At 60.5% G+C, this 17877-nt stretch carries 13 protein-coding genes and 2 pseudogenes; 14 read left to right on the top strand and 1 reads right to left on the bottom strand.

The genetic code is table 11. From position 1 onward, the window contains the following. Positions 1–111: 111 nt before the first annotated feature. The 10 genes and pseudogenes from AC1D1S_RS06635 to AC1D1S_RS06590 form a co-directional block, all read left to right on the top strand. The gene (locus tag AC1D1S_RS06635; RefSeq protein WP_018775126.1) at positions 112–576 is read left to right on the top strand and encodes an Lrp/AsnC family transcriptional regulator; all 465 of its coding nucleotides are present in this window, start codon (positions 112–114) and stop codon (positions 574–576) included. A gap of 318 nt (positions 577–894) precedes the next feature. Then, positions 895–1104, top strand: a complete 210-nt coding sequence (locus AC1D1S_RS06630; RefSeq protein ID WP_476994036.1) for a hypothetical protein — start codon at positions 895–897, stop codon at positions 1102–1104. Further along, positions 1101–2075, top strand: a complete 975-nt coding sequence (locus AC1D1S_RS06625; protein WP_476994035.1) for a glycosyltransferase family 2 protein — start codon at positions 1101–1103, stop codon at positions 2073–2075. The genes AC1D1S_RS06630 and AC1D1S_RS06625 overlap by 4 nt, the downstream gene beginning before the upstream one ends. A gap of 6 nt (positions 2076–2081) precedes the next feature. Next, on the top strand, positions 2082–3209 hold the full coding sequence (locus AC1D1S_RS06620; protein WP_476994034.1) for an EpsG family protein: 1128 nt from the start codon (positions 2082–2084) through the stop codon (positions 3207–3209). Beyond that, entirely contained in the window at positions 3187–4338 is a 1152-nt protein-coding gene (locus AC1D1S_RS06615; RefSeq protein ID WP_476994033.1) for a glycosyltransferase family 2 protein, read from the top strand. Before AC1D1S_RS06620 ends, AC1D1S_RS06615 begins: the two co-directional genes overlap by 23 nt. After that, positions 4331–5821: a lipopolysaccharide biosynthesis protein gene (locus tag AC1D1S_RS06610; RefSeq protein WP_476994032.1), complete on the top strand. Its 1491-nt coding sequence runs from the start codon at positions 4331–4333 to the stop codon at positions 5819–5821. Before AC1D1S_RS06615 ends, AC1D1S_RS06610 begins: the two co-directional genes overlap by 8 nt. Positions 5822–6053: 232 nt before the next feature. Beyond that, a complete protein-coding gene (locus tag AC1D1S_RS06605; protein WP_476994031.1) occupies positions 6054–7217 on the top strand; it encodes a Coenzyme F420 hydrogenase/dehydrogenase, beta subunit C-terminal domain in 1164 nt (387 codons plus the stop codon). A 71-nt stretch (positions 7218–7288) separates the two neighbouring features. Continuing rightward, positions 7289–8455 (top strand): polysaccharide pyruvyl transferase family protein, encoded by a 1167-nt coding sequence (locus tag AC1D1S_RS06600; protein WP_476994030.1) that lies wholly within the window; start codon positions 7289–7291, stop codon positions 8453–8455. A 10-nt stretch (positions 8456–8465) separates the two neighbouring features. Next, on the top strand, positions 8466–9353 hold the full coding sequence (locus tag AC1D1S_RS06595) for a glycosyltransferase (RefSeq protein ID WP_476994029.1): 888 nt from the start codon (positions 8466–8468) through the stop codon (positions 9351–9353). Positions 9354–9880: 527 nt separating this feature from the next. Next, positions 9881–10649, top strand: a pseudogene (locus AC1D1S_RS06590) (DDE-type integrase/transposase/recombinase); the annotation flags it as partial. A gap of 320 nt (positions 10650–10969) precedes the next feature. On the opposite strand, the gene AC1D1S_RS06585 reads toward AC1D1S_RS06590, so the two are convergent. Further along, positions 10970–12451, bottom strand: coding sequence for a tyrosine-protein kinase domain-containing protein (locus AC1D1S_RS06585; protein ID WP_476994028.1), 1482 nt, complete (start codon positions 12449–12451; stop codon positions 10970–10972). Between the two features lie 304 nt (positions 12452–12755). Here AC1D1S_RS06585 and AC1D1S_RS06580 point away from each other — a divergent pair. From AC1D1S_RS06580 to AC1D1S_RS06565, 4 genes and pseudogenes are all read left to right on the top strand, one after another. Continuing rightward, positions 12756–13510: pseudogene (locus AC1D1S_RS06580) on the top strand (transposase family protein). A 28-nt stretch (positions 13511–13538) separates the two neighbouring features. Then, the gene (locus tag AC1D1S_RS06575) at positions 13539–14999 is read left to right on the top strand and encodes a sugar transferase (protein WP_476994027.1); all 1461 of its coding nucleotides are present in this window, start codon (positions 13539–13541) and stop codon (positions 14997–14999) included. 269 nt (positions 15000–15268) lie between these two features. Further along, positions 15269–17056, top strand: a complete 1788-nt coding sequence (locus AC1D1S_RS06570) for a DUF4012 domain-containing protein (protein WP_476994026.1) — start codon at positions 15269–15271, stop codon at positions 17054–17056. A gap of 167 nt (positions 17057–17223) precedes the next feature. Then, complete coding sequence (locus AC1D1S_RS06565) at positions 17224–17826, top strand: LPXTG cell wall anchor domain-containing protein (RefSeq protein WP_476994025.1); 603 nt, start codon at positions 17224–17226, stop codon at positions 17824–17826. Positions 17827–17877 lie beyond the last annotated feature (51 nt).

Raw genomic sequence — 17877 nt, 5'->3', positions numbered from 1 at the left:
GATGTTTCGTATCCACCTCTCCCGTGAATCGTGGAGATGTCCACAAATTTGCCCTAATCTGGAAGACAAATCGTAAGTGTGAGCTGGATTACCGGCGGGGGTCGTAGACGAATGGCAGAGCTCGAATCAGAGCAGGTGGCGGTGCCGCTGGACGATGTGGACCGGAACATCATCGCGGAGCTGACCCGGGACGGCCGGATGTCGGTGACACAGGTGGCCGAGAACGTCCACATTTCCCGCGCCCACGCCTACACCCGCATCGCCCGGCTCACGGGCGAAGGCGTCCTGACCAAGTTCACCGCCCTGGTGGATCCCATCAAAGCGGGGTTGAAGTCTTCTGCCTACGTCACGCTGAAAGTGCGCCAGCATTCCTGGCGCGAGCTGCGCGAACTCCTGCGCGCCATCCCCGAGGTCCACCACATCGCTCTGGTCGGCGGGGACTTCGATGTCATCCTCCTGGTGCGCGCCGTGGACAACATCGACCTTCGCCGGGTGATCTTCGACCAGCTGCAGTCCATGCCCGGAGTCCTGGACACCCAGACGTTTTTGGTGTTTGAGGATGTCGATACGAGGTAAAGTTCGCAACGATGCCTAGAATTCAAACGGCAATTATATGATCGCTCGTGGGCAGTTTTTCGTGGCCGCTAACAGCATGTAGGCTTCTGAGGCGGACCCCCGCAGTTAGCCTACCGAAGCGCGCATGCTCTTGCCTGGAGCTGAGCCAGGCTGTGGGAGGCATGACAACAAAGGCGGGAATCAACCATGGGGATACAGCTCGGCACTCGTCTGCGCGCCGAATGCGCCAAGTCGCAGTTGGGAGCTCGCGAAAGACGACCGTTCCTCACGTTTCGTCTCCCAGCTCGAGCCCCGGCCGATCCACCGCCCAACACTGTGATGATCGAATATAAGGCGACCGACAAAGATCCCGCCCAGGCAGTCCGAACCGCAGACGCCGTCGCCGATAGCGTGACCTCGTTCGTTCAGAACACACCAGAGAAGACGCAGATCGGGGCAACAACCAGCCTCGTTTCCGTGGTGTGGGACGCGATCCTACCGACGTCGCCGTATGGCCGCACACGCCGTGCAGAAATGGAACGCCCGTGAAAGACACCGCGCCGGGCTCTTACCGCATCGCTGCTGCCTCTGATCTAGTCGTCGTGCTCCTGGCCACCTTCGACGGTTCACGCTATCTCCGGCAGCAACTGGACTCCATCGCCGCGCAGAGCCACCGGCGCTGGCGACTCGTCGTCGCCGACGACGGCTCCTGCGATGACACCCTCGCGATCGTACAGGGCTTTTCCGAAGATTATCCGAACCAGGTCCGCGTCGTACGAGATGGCCCCGCCGGCTCCGCGCGTGACAACTTCTTCCGTCTTCTTCGCGTTGCCGGCCCTGCACCGTATTTCGCGTTCTGCGACCAAGACGACTTATGGAGCTTTGACAAGCTCGAACATCTCGTACGGCGGTGCCAGCAGCTCGAGGCTCAGCACCGCGATCAGCCGTGCTTGGTTTACTCGGACCTTACGGTCGTCGACGCGCAGCTCGGCCTTCTGAACCCCTCCTTCATGGAGCAGGTACGTGCCCGTCCCCACGACATCACCCATAAGACTCTCCTCGCAGAGAACGCTATCCCCGGGTGCGCGATGATGTTCAACGCCGCGCTTGCCGACGTATTTCACGCCCGCGAGTTTGATGCGACTAGAGCGATCATGCACGACTGGTGGATCGCGCTCCTCGCGTCGACCGTCGGGCACATCTCATATATCCCCACCCCGCTCGTGAGTTACCGCCAGCACGCCACGAATGCCCTCGGGAGCGTGGAAAGGTCGGGGCTCGGATTCGCCCTCTCCAAGCTGTTAAAGGGGGACCGCTCCGCTGCGCTCCAGACATACACGCAGGCGGCAGCATTCCTTGGCGCCTACAGCGATCTTCTCGATCCCGCCGTGCGTGAGGAGATGAGCGCGTTCGCCTCACTCCACCGCCGCCACAAATTCGCGAGAATCCGGCTGATCCTGAAGCACGGGACCCTGAAACAAACTCTCGGTCGACGTGCTTATCAGCTATTGCGAGCGTGATCCCCGGTGATCTACCTGTTCGGCGGATTGCTCGCAAGCGTCGCTATGCTGCTGCACCGCAGACCTCCGCACCGCACGAGCCCACTCTGGGCTGTCACTCTCGGATCTGACCAGCTCACCTCGCGGTTGAACGGAAAAGGAGACAGAACCGCGAGCTTTTTCGGGGTGGCGCTAAGCTTCTCCGTCTTGTTTCTGATCGCCGCGCTGCGATATGGCATCGGAACCGACTACTGGCCCCGCTATGCTCCGCTCTTCGAGCAGATCCARYTCGGTGATGTCGACGGACAGGAGATTGGCTACGTTCTGCTCAACAAAGCAGTCGGGTTGATAACGGACGACTATCAGGGGATTTTCGTCGTCACCTCGTTCCTCACGATCGCGCTGTTCTACCGGTTCTTCCTGCGGATGTCGATCAATCCCGCGCTCTCGGTGTTCATCTACTCTTTCGGCGGTTTTTACCTCGAGGACTTTAATCTCGTCAAGCAGGGACTCGCGATCGCGATCCTGGTAAACACGATCGAGTTCGCCCTCCGTAAGAAGCACCTGGCTTTTGTGCTCGCCACACTTCTCGCCGCGTCGTTCCATGCGAGCGCTCTCATTTGGTTCGCGGTCTGGCCGCTCATGTGGATCCGGGTCGGTCGCGCCGCCCGCATCGCGATCGCGCTGGCAATGATTGCGGTTATCCTAGTGGTGCCGCAGGCAGTGTCTCTGCTTGTGGCGCAATTCGCGCCGAACTATGCGTGGTACTTCGACTCCAACTACGGGGCGACGCGGAGTATCCAACCCGCCGTCATCATCGTGGCCGTCGCCGCTTTCGCGTTCACAATGGTCAAGGTTGGCAAAGCCGGACGTGCCGATCGCTATGCGGACGCCGTGGTGAACGTACTCGCTGTTAGCACGGCGGTTCTGGTCGCCACGGCCACAATCGCATACCTCTTTTTGCGCCTGAACTACTACTTCGCTCCCGCTCAGCTGCTCGCTGTACCTCTGGCGCTGTCTCTCGTCCAGCATCGGCTTGCTCGACACTTGCTCACTGCCCTCTTTATGTGCGCCTACATGACGAGTTTCGTCTTCCAGTTCTTAGTTTGGAATGCCCATGGTGTCCTCCCCTATGACTCGATATTCTCCCGCTAAACCTGACGGTGACGACCTCGTCACCGTCATCGTTCCTGTGTTCAACACCCCTCCAGAACTCATTCAACGCGCCGTTGTTAGCGCTCTGGACCAGACGCACGCTGATCTCGAGCTGCTAATCGTGGATGACGGGTCCACCGTGGAGATCGCGGAGTTCCTCGACCTTATCGCCGAACGAGATCCGCGGATCCGCGTCGTGCACCGGGCAAACGGGGGCGTGTCCGCGGCGCGGAACACCGGGGTGGAGTACGCCCTCGGGAACTTCATCGCGTACCTCGATGCCGACGACTACCTGGACGCAGGGTTTCTCTCCGCCGCCCTGACAGTGGCGCGCACTGCCGACGCTGATGTGGTCTTTGGTGGCATGCGCGTGGTTGACGGCGTTGGCACTGCGGAATGGCGAACGGGCGGTCCCTCAGCGGAGGAGCCGCTGCTGGGCACACCCGAGGTGATCGTTACCGCCTGCGTTCGGGCACTCTCGGATTCTCCTTCCCTCCGTCAGCCGACACACGTTCTCTCGGTCACGAACGTGGTGTCCTGCATATATAGTGCGGACACCGCCCGACGTAATCGCTTCCCCGAGGGGGTCTCCCACGCCGAGGACAGGCTGCACAATGTACACGTCCTTCTCGAAGCCGGCCGCGTGGCGTTCTGCTCCGATGTCTGGTACGTGTACGATGCGTCCCATGACCAGAGCGCGACTCGCCGTGCGTCGCCTCGAACGATCACCGCACTCTCGCGCACCGTCGACGAATTCGCCGGAGTCGAGGCAACGCTCGGCAGGAAGCGTGGGCTTTCGGACGATGGTCACGTCCGCATCGCTCAGGCTGCTGCGGACGGCGTTCTGAACTACCTTAAGATCCTCAGCGGCGTGATGGCTGCCGTGGGCCGGCCCGGCACGAACCGAGCCCAACTGCGTCTGTTGCTCTCCGAACCCTTCGTCCAAGCTGCTATCACACGCGCAACACCATCAGGCTGGCAAGACAGAATCTTCGCCACCGCGGCCCGCTACCGCCACATCAATCTACTGCTGCTCCTCGGCTGGCTCTGGGTGCGCACGCGCGGCTTACAGATGTCTGTCGAACGGCCCGTACGCAGTTCACGTGGAAGGAAGCTCAACAATGGCTGAAGGGTCCGCACATGCAGGCACGAATCTCTCCGTCCGCGGAGCCCGTGGGGGCGGGTTGGTCCTCATGGGGAGCGGAGCTAGCTTCGCGATTCAAATCGTTTCCCTGTTGGTCCTGTCCAGGCTCCTGTCGCCATCGGACTTCGGGGTGGTGGCGATGGTCACAATCTTCGTCGCGCTCGGTAACCTCCTCCGCGACTTCGGGCTGCCCCTCGCCGGATTGCAGGAACAATCCCTCACCCGCCAGCAAGCATCGAACCTGTTTTGGATGAGCGCGGTGATCTCCGCGGTCTGCTTGATCCTTCTCGTTGTATCCACGCCAGCGCTCGTGGATCTGTTCAACGAGCCGCGGCTGACCCTAATCGTGCCGTCCCTCGCGATCGCGGTATTCCTGGGCGGGCTGTCCTCTCAATTGCAGGTGCATTTGGCTCGCGGTATGCAGTTCGTTACCCTTGTCGCCAGCGACATCATCGGACAGCTCCTCGCGCTCGCCGTCGCCATCGCGCTAGCAATCGCCGGGACCGGATACTGGGCGCTTGTGGCGCAAACCCTCACCGCCGCTTTCGTGACCCTGCTTTACCGGTGGATCGCCAGCCGATGGATGCCCCTGGCACCCCGAAGCGGACATGATTCACTAAGGCTTTTCAGGACCGGTGCTACTTACGGTGTCGCCCAGATGCTGACGTTCGCGCAGAGCAACGTCGGTACCCTGATTATCGGCGCCCAGCTCGGCGCTACGCAGCTTGGCTACTACAACCGCGCCTACCAGCTGCTAACCGCGCCCGCAGGGCGATTTCTAGACCCGCTTACTCAGGTCGTGGTCACAACCCTGAACCGCGCGAAGGCGGCACAGCGGGATGCAGACACGCTCCTTTACAAGGTCCAGTTCGGCGTCGGGACGCTGATCGTATGGATGTTCGCCGTGACCGCAGGTACCGCCCAGGCCCTGATCCCGTTCCTGCTCGGCGACCAATGGGTCCCGGCAGTTCCCGTCTTCCAGGTCCTAGCAGTCGGTGGGGCGGTGTGGGTCTTCAACCACGTCAGCTATTGGGCCTTCATCGTCAAGGAGAAGCCCTACGCACTCCTTTCTTACAACTTCGTGTCGAAACCCCTCGCAATCGCGAGCATCTACCTCGGTTCTCACTTCGGGCTCATCGGCGTTGCCTGGGGATATGCAGCCGCCATGGCGTTCTCGTGGCCGCTGAACCTAGTCTGGCTTGCGCGAACTGCAGATTTTCCCGCGTGGCGCTTTCTCGCCAATGGCAGTCGAATTCTGCTTGGAGGAGCCTTCGGTGGTGCGGCGTCCGCGGTCGCTTTCACCGTGCTCCCGCCGGTCCCCCCACCCGTGGGTGTGGCAGTGGGGGTCCTGGCGGGCACGGCCGCGATGACCGCCGTGCTCCTCGCCCTGCCCGAGAGCCGGGCCCTYCTCGCCGACTGGATCCGTCTAGCGCGATCCTCACTCCTCCCCCGAATAAAGGTTGGTTAACCCTATGCACCGGATTGAAGAGACCGTCGCACGAGGCATCTGCATCGGATGCGGGGCGTGTTCTGCCGCGACCGGCGGGGCAGTGCGCGTGCAGCTGGGGCGGACCCGACTCTACGAAGCGGTCCTCGATGACGCGTCGGAACCACAGATTCGCGCAGCGAGCCGTGTATGCCCGTTCTCCGACGAATCGCCCAATGAAGACGAGCTTCGCGCCCCACATACCGACCCGACGATGTCCGCCGACCCCCGCCTGGGCGTCCACTCTCGCACGTTCGCGGGGCGCGTCACAGACGAAAGTTACTTGTTGGGCTCCAGCTCTGGAGGGTTAGCATCTTGGCTCGTCGAGAGGCTCATCACCGAGGGGCACGCCGACGCGGTCATCCATGTGGGAGCATCAACACCCGACGACGGCGAGCTGTTCCGACAGGGGATCTCGAACCGCGAGGAGGCAGGCACCCGACGCAAGTCGCAGTACTACGCCACGACCATGGCCGACGCGCTCCGCAGGGTAACGGACACTCCGCAGCGCTACATTGTCGTCGGTGTTCCCTGCTTCATCCGCGCAGCCCGCGCACTCTGCCGAGAGAATCCCGCCTTCAACGAGCGCTTGGTCTTCTTCGTTGCCCTCGTCTGCGGTCACTATAAGACTCACGCATTTGCGGACTCCCTCGCGTGGCAGCTCAGCGTTCACCCCCGAGATCTCGCCGCGGTCGATTTCCGTGTCAAGCACGGCGATCGGACCGCGAACGACTACGACTTTGCGGCCCGTTCAGTCAGTACCGGTGACACCGTCAGCGCTCCGGTGCGCACCCTCGCTGGCGGCAATTGGGGCCACAGCGCCTTCCAGCCAGAAGCCTGCAACTTCTGCGATGATGTCGTAGGCGAGACCGCAGATGTGAGCTTCGGGGATGCCTGGCTACCCGAGTTCATCTCCTACCCCTACGGGACGAACGTGGTGGTCAGCCGCAACCGCGTCATCGACGAGATCTTCGACGTCGGTGCGGCAGCGCGAGAGATTACAGTGTTAGACGCCTCTGCGGACAGGGTCGCAACATCACAGGCAGGCGGCTTCCGCCATCGCCGTGACGGACTTGCCGTCCGACTCGCCGATGATATTGCCGCCGGGCTCTCCGTCCCGGCCAAGCGCGTCTCGCCCACTCAAGCCGTCGACGTACCGCCCAAACGAGCGAACCTCATCCGCCAACGACGTCGAATGGCCGCCCGCAGCCATGAGTCATTCCTCGCGGCTCTCGAGAACGACGACCTGCGCATCTACCTTCGCGAGTACCGGCGAGAATCTGCGCGCTACCGGCGCCTGGACGTGCCACTCGCGCGGCGTATTCTCCACAGCATCAAGCGCGTAGGTCGGAGACTCATAGATCGGTTGAACAGGTAAGAGCCGCCTACCTAAGCAATTAGTCTCCCTCCGCACAGCATCGGCACCCATTTGAGCACGAGAGGCGCTCCATGACATCCAGCCATCGCATCGGCATTATTATTCACTACAGCACGACAAACTACGGCAATCACCTAGTCAACTACGCCACACGCAGCATCCTCGAGGAGTGCGGCTACGAGGTCGACCTCCTCGTCCTCCAAGGACACGAGCCGCGGCTCGCAGCACTGAAGAGGCTGCCCCGAAAGCTCCGCCGACTCGGCATCCGCGGAGCAGCCACACGTTTGCTCGGCCGCTTGCGGCGCCTGAACGCTGCAAAGCCACCCGCACTGTCGGCAGCCTCAGCAACGAGACGACAGGAACGGTTCGCGACGTTCTCGCACACCTATTTGAGGCCTCAGTTCGTCGATCGGCAGTCCACATCGGACTTGGCGGACTCCTATTCGTGCATTGGCATCGGGAGCGACCAGATCTGGAACTACGACTACGGCATCGGAGGAAACCTCTTCGCCGACTTCACGTCGCCGAATAACGTCGTCACACTCTCTCCCAGCGTCGGGCATGAACGGATCCCGTCCGAATGGCTACGCTCCTACCAACGGTGGCTTTCCGGATTCGACGAAGTCGGAACACGCGAAACCGAATGGACCCACTCGCTCGCCTCCCGGCGGGACGCACCGAAATTCACTCTCCTCGTCGACCCCACTCTGATGTACGACCGTGAATCCTGGGCTGCGATCGCAACTCCTTCCGCCGACGCCAGAGGAAAGATTCTGCTCTACCACCTTGGCGAGCTACTGCCGCAGCACTCCGAGTACGTGTCGAAGCTCGCCGAACACCATTCACTCGATATCCTGCACTTGTCCGACACGGTTGGCGGCGCCGCATGGGAAACAGACGCTGCGGATTTCATCGGTATGATGCAGGCGGCCTCCTGCGTAGTCACCGACTCTTACCATGGCGCGATATTCGCTTTCCTTTTCGACAAGCCTCTTGTTCTACTCGAACGTCATGGGTTCGCAGGCGCGATGAACACCAGGACCCGAACCCTAACCGAGCGCCTGCATTTGACCGGCCGCTACATGAACGGTCTAAGCGTCGATGACGCCCTAGACCATGACTATGCAATAGGCGCTGAAGCGCTCCGTAGTTACCGCGACGAGTATTGGGCATACCTGACCCGCCACGGAATTCACCGCGCACCCGTACCCGTCCCGCAACCGAACCACCACAACTGAGAGCGTCAGCATGATCATCGCCGGCATCGTCACCTTCGAGCCAGACATCAACCGACTCCAAGAGAATCTGGAAGCGATCTCACCGCAAGTACCCCACATCTTCATCTATGACAACGGCTCGACTAACAGCGAGGAGATTTCGAATCTCGCCGACGCTTCACGAAACATAACGGTCCTCCACAGCGAAACAAACGAAGGCATCGCCGCAGCGCTTAACCGCTTGGCGGAGGCCGCCCTCGACCACGGCGCTACATCCCTTGTCACGCTCGACCAGGACAGCGTCTGCTCCCCCGCGATGGTCTCCAAACTCGCCACAGAACTCGTGGACGGAATCGGCATGGTCACGCCGTACATAGTTGATCGAAACAAACAAACCCTCGAGGAGTACATGCACCTCGATCTACCGCATGTCGAACGGTACCGGCAACCGGCCCGGAGGGGCGCCATCACGTCGGGAGCAATCGTCGATCTCACCGCGTGGAGCCGGGTCGGGGGGTTCGATGAACTGTTCTTCATCGACTACGTCGACTACGACTTCAATCAGCGTCTCATGGACGCTGGCTACACGATCCTTCGCGTCAATACGGCCGCTCTGCTCCATGAAGTGGGGCGGGCAACCCGCACTTGGCTGCACGTACCTCGCAAAGACCTCTCGGGCAGCTGGCGAATCGAGCGGTTCTTCGCCTTTGGGCACAGCCCCGCCCGATGCTATTACAAGGCCCGCAATCGCGTTCTCTTTACCCGCAAGCACGGGCGCAAGCTTGGTCTCACACACGAAGGCATCTGGCAGATTCCGCAGCAAATCGCCCTGACACTAGTATTCGAGCGGCAACGCTTTGCCAAACTGAAAGGCTTCGTCCGCGGAATTCGTGACGGCCTCCGAGTGCCCCTAACGTAGCGGTGACGTCTGCAAGCAGCCAACAACACAGCTGAATATAACCATGACCGCCCACATTGCGATCTCGACCTAGCCGAACGCCGGGAACGACTCATCCGCGGTACACCGTCATAGGCTGCAGGCTGCAGGTGGGGGTCTCGCGCAGGGAGCGTCCGTTTACGGTGGATCCGCGGTTGGCATTAAGTTGATTCTTCCCTCGAAGGTGATGGCGAAGACAATCCGTGCAGGCTTCTACCATGTGGCCCACCGTGCCCTGCCGTTGCCGGTCGGTCCAGTGCCCAAGTCACCTAGCACGGGAATTCTCAGGGCTGTCTGCTCGTTGGAGAAATCGTCAATCCTGGGTGTGGTGGAGACGTTCTAATCGGAAATCAAGAGCAGTTCTGGGCCGGGTGGGCTGTGCGTACTCGACTGCCAGGTGAGACCGCCACCGGTTTTGTTGATTCCTTGACCTAGCAAGCGAGTCTTCGTGGAAGGACGTTGAACCTGCCGACGGCTTAAGGGCGGAGTTCCGCCACGATGCTGTTGATGTGGCTGCAAGGGCAACGCGCCTCTGGCGCAGATGGCGAAGGATTTCGGGCTTTCGGTCGCGACGCTGAGGCGCTGGATCGCCATCGCCGAACGTAGGGAGACCGGGAAACGGCAGGCACCGGCGGAATCGGCCGAGGTCCGCGAGATATAAGAAGCGCGACCGCTTGTCGCCCCAGGAGAATAAGATTCTCCGCCGGGCTGTCCCCTATCAGGCTAGGGACATCAACCCAGGATGAGCTGCCGTCGGTCATCTTACGGCCGGGGGATTCCAACGGCGGTGACGTGCGGGGTGTGGATGACCGACATCGCCGAGCACCGCACCGGTGAAGGGAAGCTCTACCTATGCGCGGTGAAGGACGTCTAGTTCGGCAGATTCGGTGGGTACTCGATGGACTCACGGATGAAATCCTCGGTGGCGGTCGCCCACTGGAGAGCACGGTGCGGGCACGCCGTCCGTCCGGGACATTGGTGAATCGAATCGTGGATCGCCGTTCCCGTCTCGCCTCTTCGTCAAATTGCTCAGGCACCACGGGCTCACAGGGTCGATGGGCACGGTCCGTGCGTGCCGGGACAATGCAGCGATGGAATCGTATTTCTCGCTGCTGCAGAATAATGTCCAGGACCGTCAGCGGTGGCTCTCATGCCAGAAGCTTCTGCTGGCAATCACGGCCTCGAAGTGACCTTCCACCACCGCCAGAGGCAAAGACGCTTGGGAAACTCGCCCCCATCGAATATGAGACAATCAATCGGACCGCGGCCAACGCGGCCTCAAACTGCGACTCAACAAGGCCAGGGCAGTCCCGACCGTCGGAACAGGAAGTAGATTTCTTCGCGTTGGGRCTTCTTTTACGTTTGGTTGCCCGTCCGCTGCCAATGCAAAGAAGGCCCTGACCTCCTTCCTCCCGCACCACGCCGTAGCGGTACCGGCATACGCTGCGGCCATACGCCGCGGCTCCAGCGTCAGCCGCACCCAATTATGCAACTGCGAAGGGTCGGAACTCCTCACAAATCGTGCTGGGGCATGAATCGTTCGCGCCCATTGCACGTGCAATCGCGAGTCGGACCGACGGCATCTAATTTGTCGAGCGTTATCCCTCACTGGAACGTGCAGATGGCGACGCGGAGAAGTTTGTCGCTGGCCGCCTTCGTCCCCGTTCCATCTCGTTGGTGAAAGATGCCGCGGTAGGATGTCCTGATTCGACCGCTTCATATTCCATGGCGGAGACTCGACGTCGCGTTTCAGCAATCTTCACCGCCGACTTCCCTTCTTGGCGGTAGTAGCCATAGGAATAGGAGCCAGGGTCTTTAGCGGGAAGGCCGTTCAGGACAATTCCAAGCAAATTCCCGTCAACCATCTGAAGTGCGTTCAGCGACTTTGTCAGATCCTGCTTCTTGAGCTTCTGCGACCGAACTACCATTACGACACCACCAACGTGTTGCGCGAGGACGGCAGCGTCCGTCACGGGAAGGAGCGGCGGAGCATCGATAATAACAGCGTCAAACACCCGTTCGAGGCGAATGATGAGATCGCTCATTTCGGCGGAACCAAGCAGTTCACTGGGATTTGGCGGAATCCTGCCTGAAGTTAGAACGTATAAACTACCGCTACCCCATTGTTGTAAAAGCTCGTTAACATCGGCTGCGCCCACTAGAGCTGTAGTGAGACCCGCGTTCCGCTCGAGCCCTAAATACTCACCAACCATTGGTCGTCGGAGATCAGCGTCGATAAGGCAAACCGTTTGCCCTGCGTCGGAAAGAGAAATGGCAAGATTTGTTGCTGTGGTACTTTTTCCCTCTCCCGGGAGTGAAGACGTGATGACTATGGTCTTGGCGGTACCGGAAACATTCGCAAACTGCAGGTTTGTCCTCAATTGCTTGAAGGACTCGCCGCGCGGACTTTGGGGCGAAGCTTGTGTGAGCAACGGGCTTTTCACAGCTTCCTGGTCAAATGGAATTCCGCCTAGCAACGGCGAATCCGTCACGTCGCGAAGATCTATCTCCCCCGTAATTCTATTGTCAAGGACCGAACGTAGAACCGCACCGCCGAAGCCCACACCCAACCCTATGACCGTCCCTAGCAGCAAATAGATGGGTGTGTTAGGAGCCGATGGCGTCAAGGGCGCTGTCGCTGGCTTGATGATCGACAACCCTACTGGTGACATGCCGCCGGACTTCGGCTTCTCTAATGACTCGACTGCCTTGATAAGGCTGTTTCCAACGGCTTGGGCGATTGCCTGCGCTTGCACCGGAGAGCTGTCCGCGACAGAGATGTTGATCAGAACAGTATTCGCATCAGTAGTCGCGCGAACTTTCGTCGCGAGCTGGTCAGACGTTATCTCAAGGCCGAGAGATTCAATTGCCGGCTGAAGAACTATGGGAGAGCCGACAGTCTTGACATAAGACTGTACTCGCGCCTGACCAAAATTGTTTCCCTGCTGAAGTTCTTGGACCGTACCGGAACTCTGGATGGCAACAAAGAGTTGGACCTCCGATGTATACGTCGGCTTAATGACCACGGAGGCTCCGGCACCGAGCAAGAGGCCCGTCAATGTCAACGCAGCAATAAACATCCAACGACCGCGAGCAATGCGCACGTAATCTCGTAGGTCCAAACCAGAGTCCCCCTCTATTGTGAAGCGGAGACTCAGTCTCCAGCGAAACAACTTCGGCCATCATGGTCATGACGCCTATAGGAGTCTACCCTCGCGACTCGCGCGCCTCGGACTTAGCGCAATGTCTCCACACTCTTAGCCGTGATCCACCGGCGCTGTGCGAGGGCTGCCGGCGGCGTACAACGCGCGTGCCTGTCTCCCAGGGAGAAGGATTGCCACTTGGTTTTGTTGACTCCTTGACCTCCGCCAAGATGCTGTTGATGTGACCTGCAAGGGTGAGGAGTCGGCGGCGCAGATCTCGAAGGATTTCGGGCTCTCGGTCACATTGAAACGCTGGATCGCCATCGTCGAGCGCAAGGAGAACAGGGCCGCCCGGCGGCAGGGACACCAACCCAAAATGATCTATCCTCTGGCCAAGGATCTTGCCACCGACGGTGTCCCCGTGGCGGTGACCTGCAGAGTGTTGGAATTCAGCAAGCAAAGCTATTACCGGCGGAGGCCAGCCCGGTGACGGAACGGGACTGGGCGGATGCGCACTTGGGCAACGCCGCCGTGGACATCCACGTCGGCGATCCCGTCTTCGGATACCGTTCATCGCCGACGAACGCCCGCGGAACGGCATCACGGCGGGCGAAAGCTGGGTCCAGCGTTTGTGCAGCGTCCGTCCATGGCATCCGGTCGGCGTTTTGGAAGAAGCGATCTCTGAACCGGAAGCCGGGACACGACGACCGAGTGGAACGGGCCTTCACCGCCGCGGCGCCGAACGAATTGTGGCTAACAGACATCACCGGGCACCCCACCAGTGAAGGAAAGCTCTGCCTCAGCGCGGCGCGGTCAGCGGTGGACCGCTTGGCAGGAGCACCGACTGGCCATCAGGACCTGGGAGGAAAGGACCTACCACCGTCGGAGGCAAAGACGGCAGGGAAACTCACGCCCATCGAATATGAAACAATCAACCGGACCGCGGACAACGCGGCCCAATCCCCGAGTCAACAAGAGCCGGGGCAGTCCCGGTAGCATCAGACGGTAATTAGGGTTGTAAGGCATGGGGGAGCAAGTCGCGATGGTGTATCAGAGAAATGCTTGGCGGCGGCAGTACTCGCGCCGGCTGAGGATTCTCGACGCGGGAGTCGTTGTCTGGGCAGTAGCTGGCGCCTATGTCGTCAGAATTGGTTTCGCAGAAATAAGCATGGTCCCCTTGCGTGAAACCGATTACTTGGCGCTCTCGGGCGTTCTGGTGTTGGCCTGGTGGTTGATGTTGGAACTATGGGGATCGCGGGAGGCCAAAATTTTGGGTTCCGGCTCGGAGGAATACCGAAGAGTGGTCGCTGCCTCGGCCTGGCTCTTTGGATTTGTTGCCGTAATTTCGTACGCCCTCCGCATAGACACTGCTCGCGGGTTCGTTGGCCTTGCATTTCCCGCGGGAGCCGCAGGATTGTTAGTTGCTAGATGGCTTGTTCGGCAGCACTTAGTACTTGAGAGAGGTCGAGGTCACAGCGCATCGCGAGTGCTCATCATCGGTGGACCGCACTCCGTGGCCCACGTCGTCCGGTCCCTGCTAAGCGCACCTGCTGCCGGGTACCTGCCTGTCGCAGCTCATCTCCCCGGAGCGGCGTCCAGCGGACAAGGTGTCGCAGCCCTGCCCGTTCCGGTGACCGGTTATGAGAGCGACTTCGATACGATCCTTTCAGTCATCATTGCCACAGAGGTGGACGCGGTTGCAGTTTCGGCCGGAGTCAACATGCACCCCAAAGACCTCCGAAAACTGGGCTGGGAACTGGCGGCACGGGAGGTCGCAATGATCATGGCGCCGGCTCTGACTGACATCGCTGGGCCTCGCATCCATACCCAACCAGTTGCCGGCCTYCCCCTAATACACGTTTCGACGCCGAAACTTACGGGCGGGAGGAAGGTGGCAAAGCGCGGATTCGACATTGTTGTCGCGGGTCTCCTCGTCGTTTGTCTCTCGCCCCTGTTTCTGATTCTAGCAATACTGGTCYGGGCGACAAGTCCCGGCCCAATCTTGTATGAGCAGGAGCGGGTAGGACTTCGCGGGACAACCTTCAAAATGCTGAAGTTCCGTTCCATGAAAGAAGACGCTGATCTCGAGCTGCGGGCCCTATTAAAAGCCCAAGGGTCAGCAGACACTCCACTCTTCAAAGTCGAAAACGATCCAAGAATCACGCGGCTAGGGCGCATACTCCGAAAGTTTTCTCTTGACGAGCTCCCCCAGCTCTTCAATGTTCTCAACGGAAGCATGAGCTTGGTGGGGCCACGTCCGCAGCGAGAACTCGAGGTAGTTCTTTACGACGACGCGGCCCACCGTCGGCTGTACGTAAGTCCTGGCATGAGCGGTCTTTGGCAGGTCAGTGGGCGCTCAAACCTCACTTGGGAGGAGAGTATCCGCCTGGACCTCTACTACGTGGAGAACTGGTCGCTCATGGGCGACATAGTCATACTCTTCAAGACTTTCAAGGCAGTATTCGCAAGTGCAGGCGCGGTCTGATCCGTGCCACGTCTAGTTCTCTGCGGCAGCATGCCGCCAATCCTGTTTCTTGGGGAAGGCAACAAAATGCGTGGAATATTGATCAGCAGTGGCGTTCTCCCAGTTGTTGAGTCGCCAGAAGCTTCCAAGATGTCCGGACCTGCTCACATTCCGTGTTCCAACCAGAGATGACAGACGCCATGAGAACCGCGGAGCCACGCAACACATCAGAGCAGCCCGTGTCGGATGGGAACGCCGGACCTGAGCGTTCTAGCCGTCGCCGGCGCTGGGTGGTCGCGTCCCTGTCGCTGGCAACGGCGGGGATACTCGCCATCGCTTCCGTAGCGTGGCTCGGCTCCAAAGCCACCATTATCAGGTCGGAACTTGAAGCTACGTCGCAGCTCATTCCTGTCCTTAAGGACGATATTGCCGACGACAAGCCGAAAGAGGCCCGCGCGACGGCTACCCAGCTTCGCGTACACACAGCGGCAGCACGCGAGGCAGCAGGCGATCCGTTGTGGTCCTTGGCCTCTGCCATTCCTTGGTTGGGAGCCAATTTCAGCGCCATTACCGAAGTAGCACGATCAGCGGACGATGTGGCTACGTTGGGCGTGGGCCCGCTGGTTAACGTTTTCGGGTCCCTTAATTGGGACAGCCTGCTGCCGAGCAGCGCCGGGACGGACCTCGCCCCCCTACGACAAGCATCCCCCAGCGTTTCCTCCGTCGCGCACGCGGTGCGTTCTTCGTCCGAGCGTCTGAACGGCATCAATGCGAGCGGTTTGCTCCCTGAAGTGGCGGAACCCCTGGTGCGTGCCCGGGAACAGCTAGGAGCCGTAACCGGTGCGCTAGAGGCGGCGGCCAACTCTGCCCAAGTTGCCCCCGGGATGTTGGGAGCAGACGGCCAGCGGAACTATCTGCTCATGATTCAAAACAACGCAGAAGCCCGTGCGTCGGGGGGCATACCGGGGGCGCTCGCGATACTGACGCTGGACAACGGCAGGTTGGCTTTGGGCGCGCAAGACAGCGCAGTGGGCCTCGGCGCCATGTCCCCCGTATTGTCCGTGGATCCCGAACAGCAGCAGATCTATTCGGCACGGCTGGGCGAATACATGCAGGACGTAAACCTCACGCCGGACTTTCCCACCGCCGCGGCCACTGCGCAGGGCATGTGGGAAAGAAAGACGGGGCAGCACGTGGACGGTGTCCTATCACTGGACCCCGTGGCGCTGGGCTATATCCTGGATGCGACGGGCCCTGTACGGATCGCTGACCCCGAACTGGCAGCTGCAGCCAAGAGCGGTCTCCCTACCGAGCTGACTGGTAAGAACGTTGTTCAGACCCTGGTCTCAGATGTCTACGCGAAGATCGAACGCCCTGACGTGCAGGACGCATATTTCGCGGGCGTTGCCAAAGAAATCTTCGGAGCCCTCTCCAGCGGCAAGGGCGAAGCGAAGGGCTTGATCAAAGGCATCACTCGCGGAGTAGCGGAAGGCCGGGTCCTCGTATGGTCCGGCAACGCCAATGAACAAGCCATCCTTGAGAACTACCCGCTCAGCGGATCAATCGCGGGCAAGAGCGTCGCCCCCGCGCAGTTCGGGGCCTATTTCAATGACGGCACCGGGGCAAAGATGGACTATTACGTCAAGCGGACCGTTCAACTCGTTAAGGAATGTACTGGTGACGACTACCGGCAAGTCAAGGTGCGCATCACCAGCACCAACACGGCCCCTGCAGATGCAGCCGCGTCACTTCCCGCGTATGTCACTGGAGGCGCGAGCTACGGCGTGCCGGCCGGTACAGTCCAGACCAACGTGATTGCCTACGGTCCGGTCCAAGCCAACGTGGAAACAGCCACCGTGGACGGCACCAAGACCGACTTCGCCGCCCACCGTCACGCCGATAGACCCGTGGGAACCGTCACCGTTGCCCTGGCGCCAGGCCAGAGCAGCACTGTAGAACTGACCTTTGGCAAGATCGTTCAGCATGCGGAACCGACCGTGGTTGTCACGCCCAGCGTTCAGCCTGTCAAGGACGTCATTCTGGCCACCGAGAATTCCGCCTGCGGGGCGCCCAAGTAGACGCCAAGTTAACGATATGTAAAGCGACTTGATTCACTTTGGTCACACGCGTTTTAGGTGCTATCGTCTGCATGGGCTTATCAAATGAGATTTCAATCCGCGGCCACTCGGGGGACCGGGAATCTCCACATCGCGTGACACACGAATTTACGGTCTCAGGGGGACACATGAAGAAAACACTTGCAACAATCACACTCGCGGGCTCCATCGCCCTCATTGGCGCATTTCCCGCAGTAGCTGCGGATCACTACCCGGCACCGCCCGCCAACGCCGCCGTTTCTGACGGCGTTGTTGGCCCTGGCGCTGACTTCGTCTTCCGCGGTAAGGGCTTTAAGGCCGGCGAAGGCCTCATCATCAAGGTCACTCCCGGGACCAAGCCTGCATCAACGGGCGCCAGCGTCAACGGCCGCGGCATGAGCGTTACCGGCAAGATCACGCTGCCGCTGGCACCGCAGCAGTTCTCCGCTAAGGCAGATGGCAATGGCACCTTTTCCCTCCCGCTCAGCATCAGCGAGCCGGGCGTTTACACCATCACCGCGACCGGTGTGGAGTCTGGCATCACCGCTACCTCGAGCATCACGGTGGAAGGCGCCGCAGTGGCGCCGGCCTCCACGACCACTACGACCTCCACATCGACCAGCGGATTGGCCAACACCGGCGCTGATTCCAACCTCATGATCTGGTCCCTGGTGGGCGCAGGTGCCCTGGCAGCTGGCGTAACCTCCGTTGTGGTGGTTCGCCGCCGCGCCAAGGCCGACGTCGCAGCCTAGGTTCCAAACCACACGCACTAAAGATGGTGGTGGGGTTCATCGGGATACCGA

The organism is Arthrobacter sp. P1_A5 (genome assembly GCF_056406825.1).
Note: the sequence above shows the minus strand (reverse complement) of the source record. Positions and strands in the feature narration are given on the sequence as shown.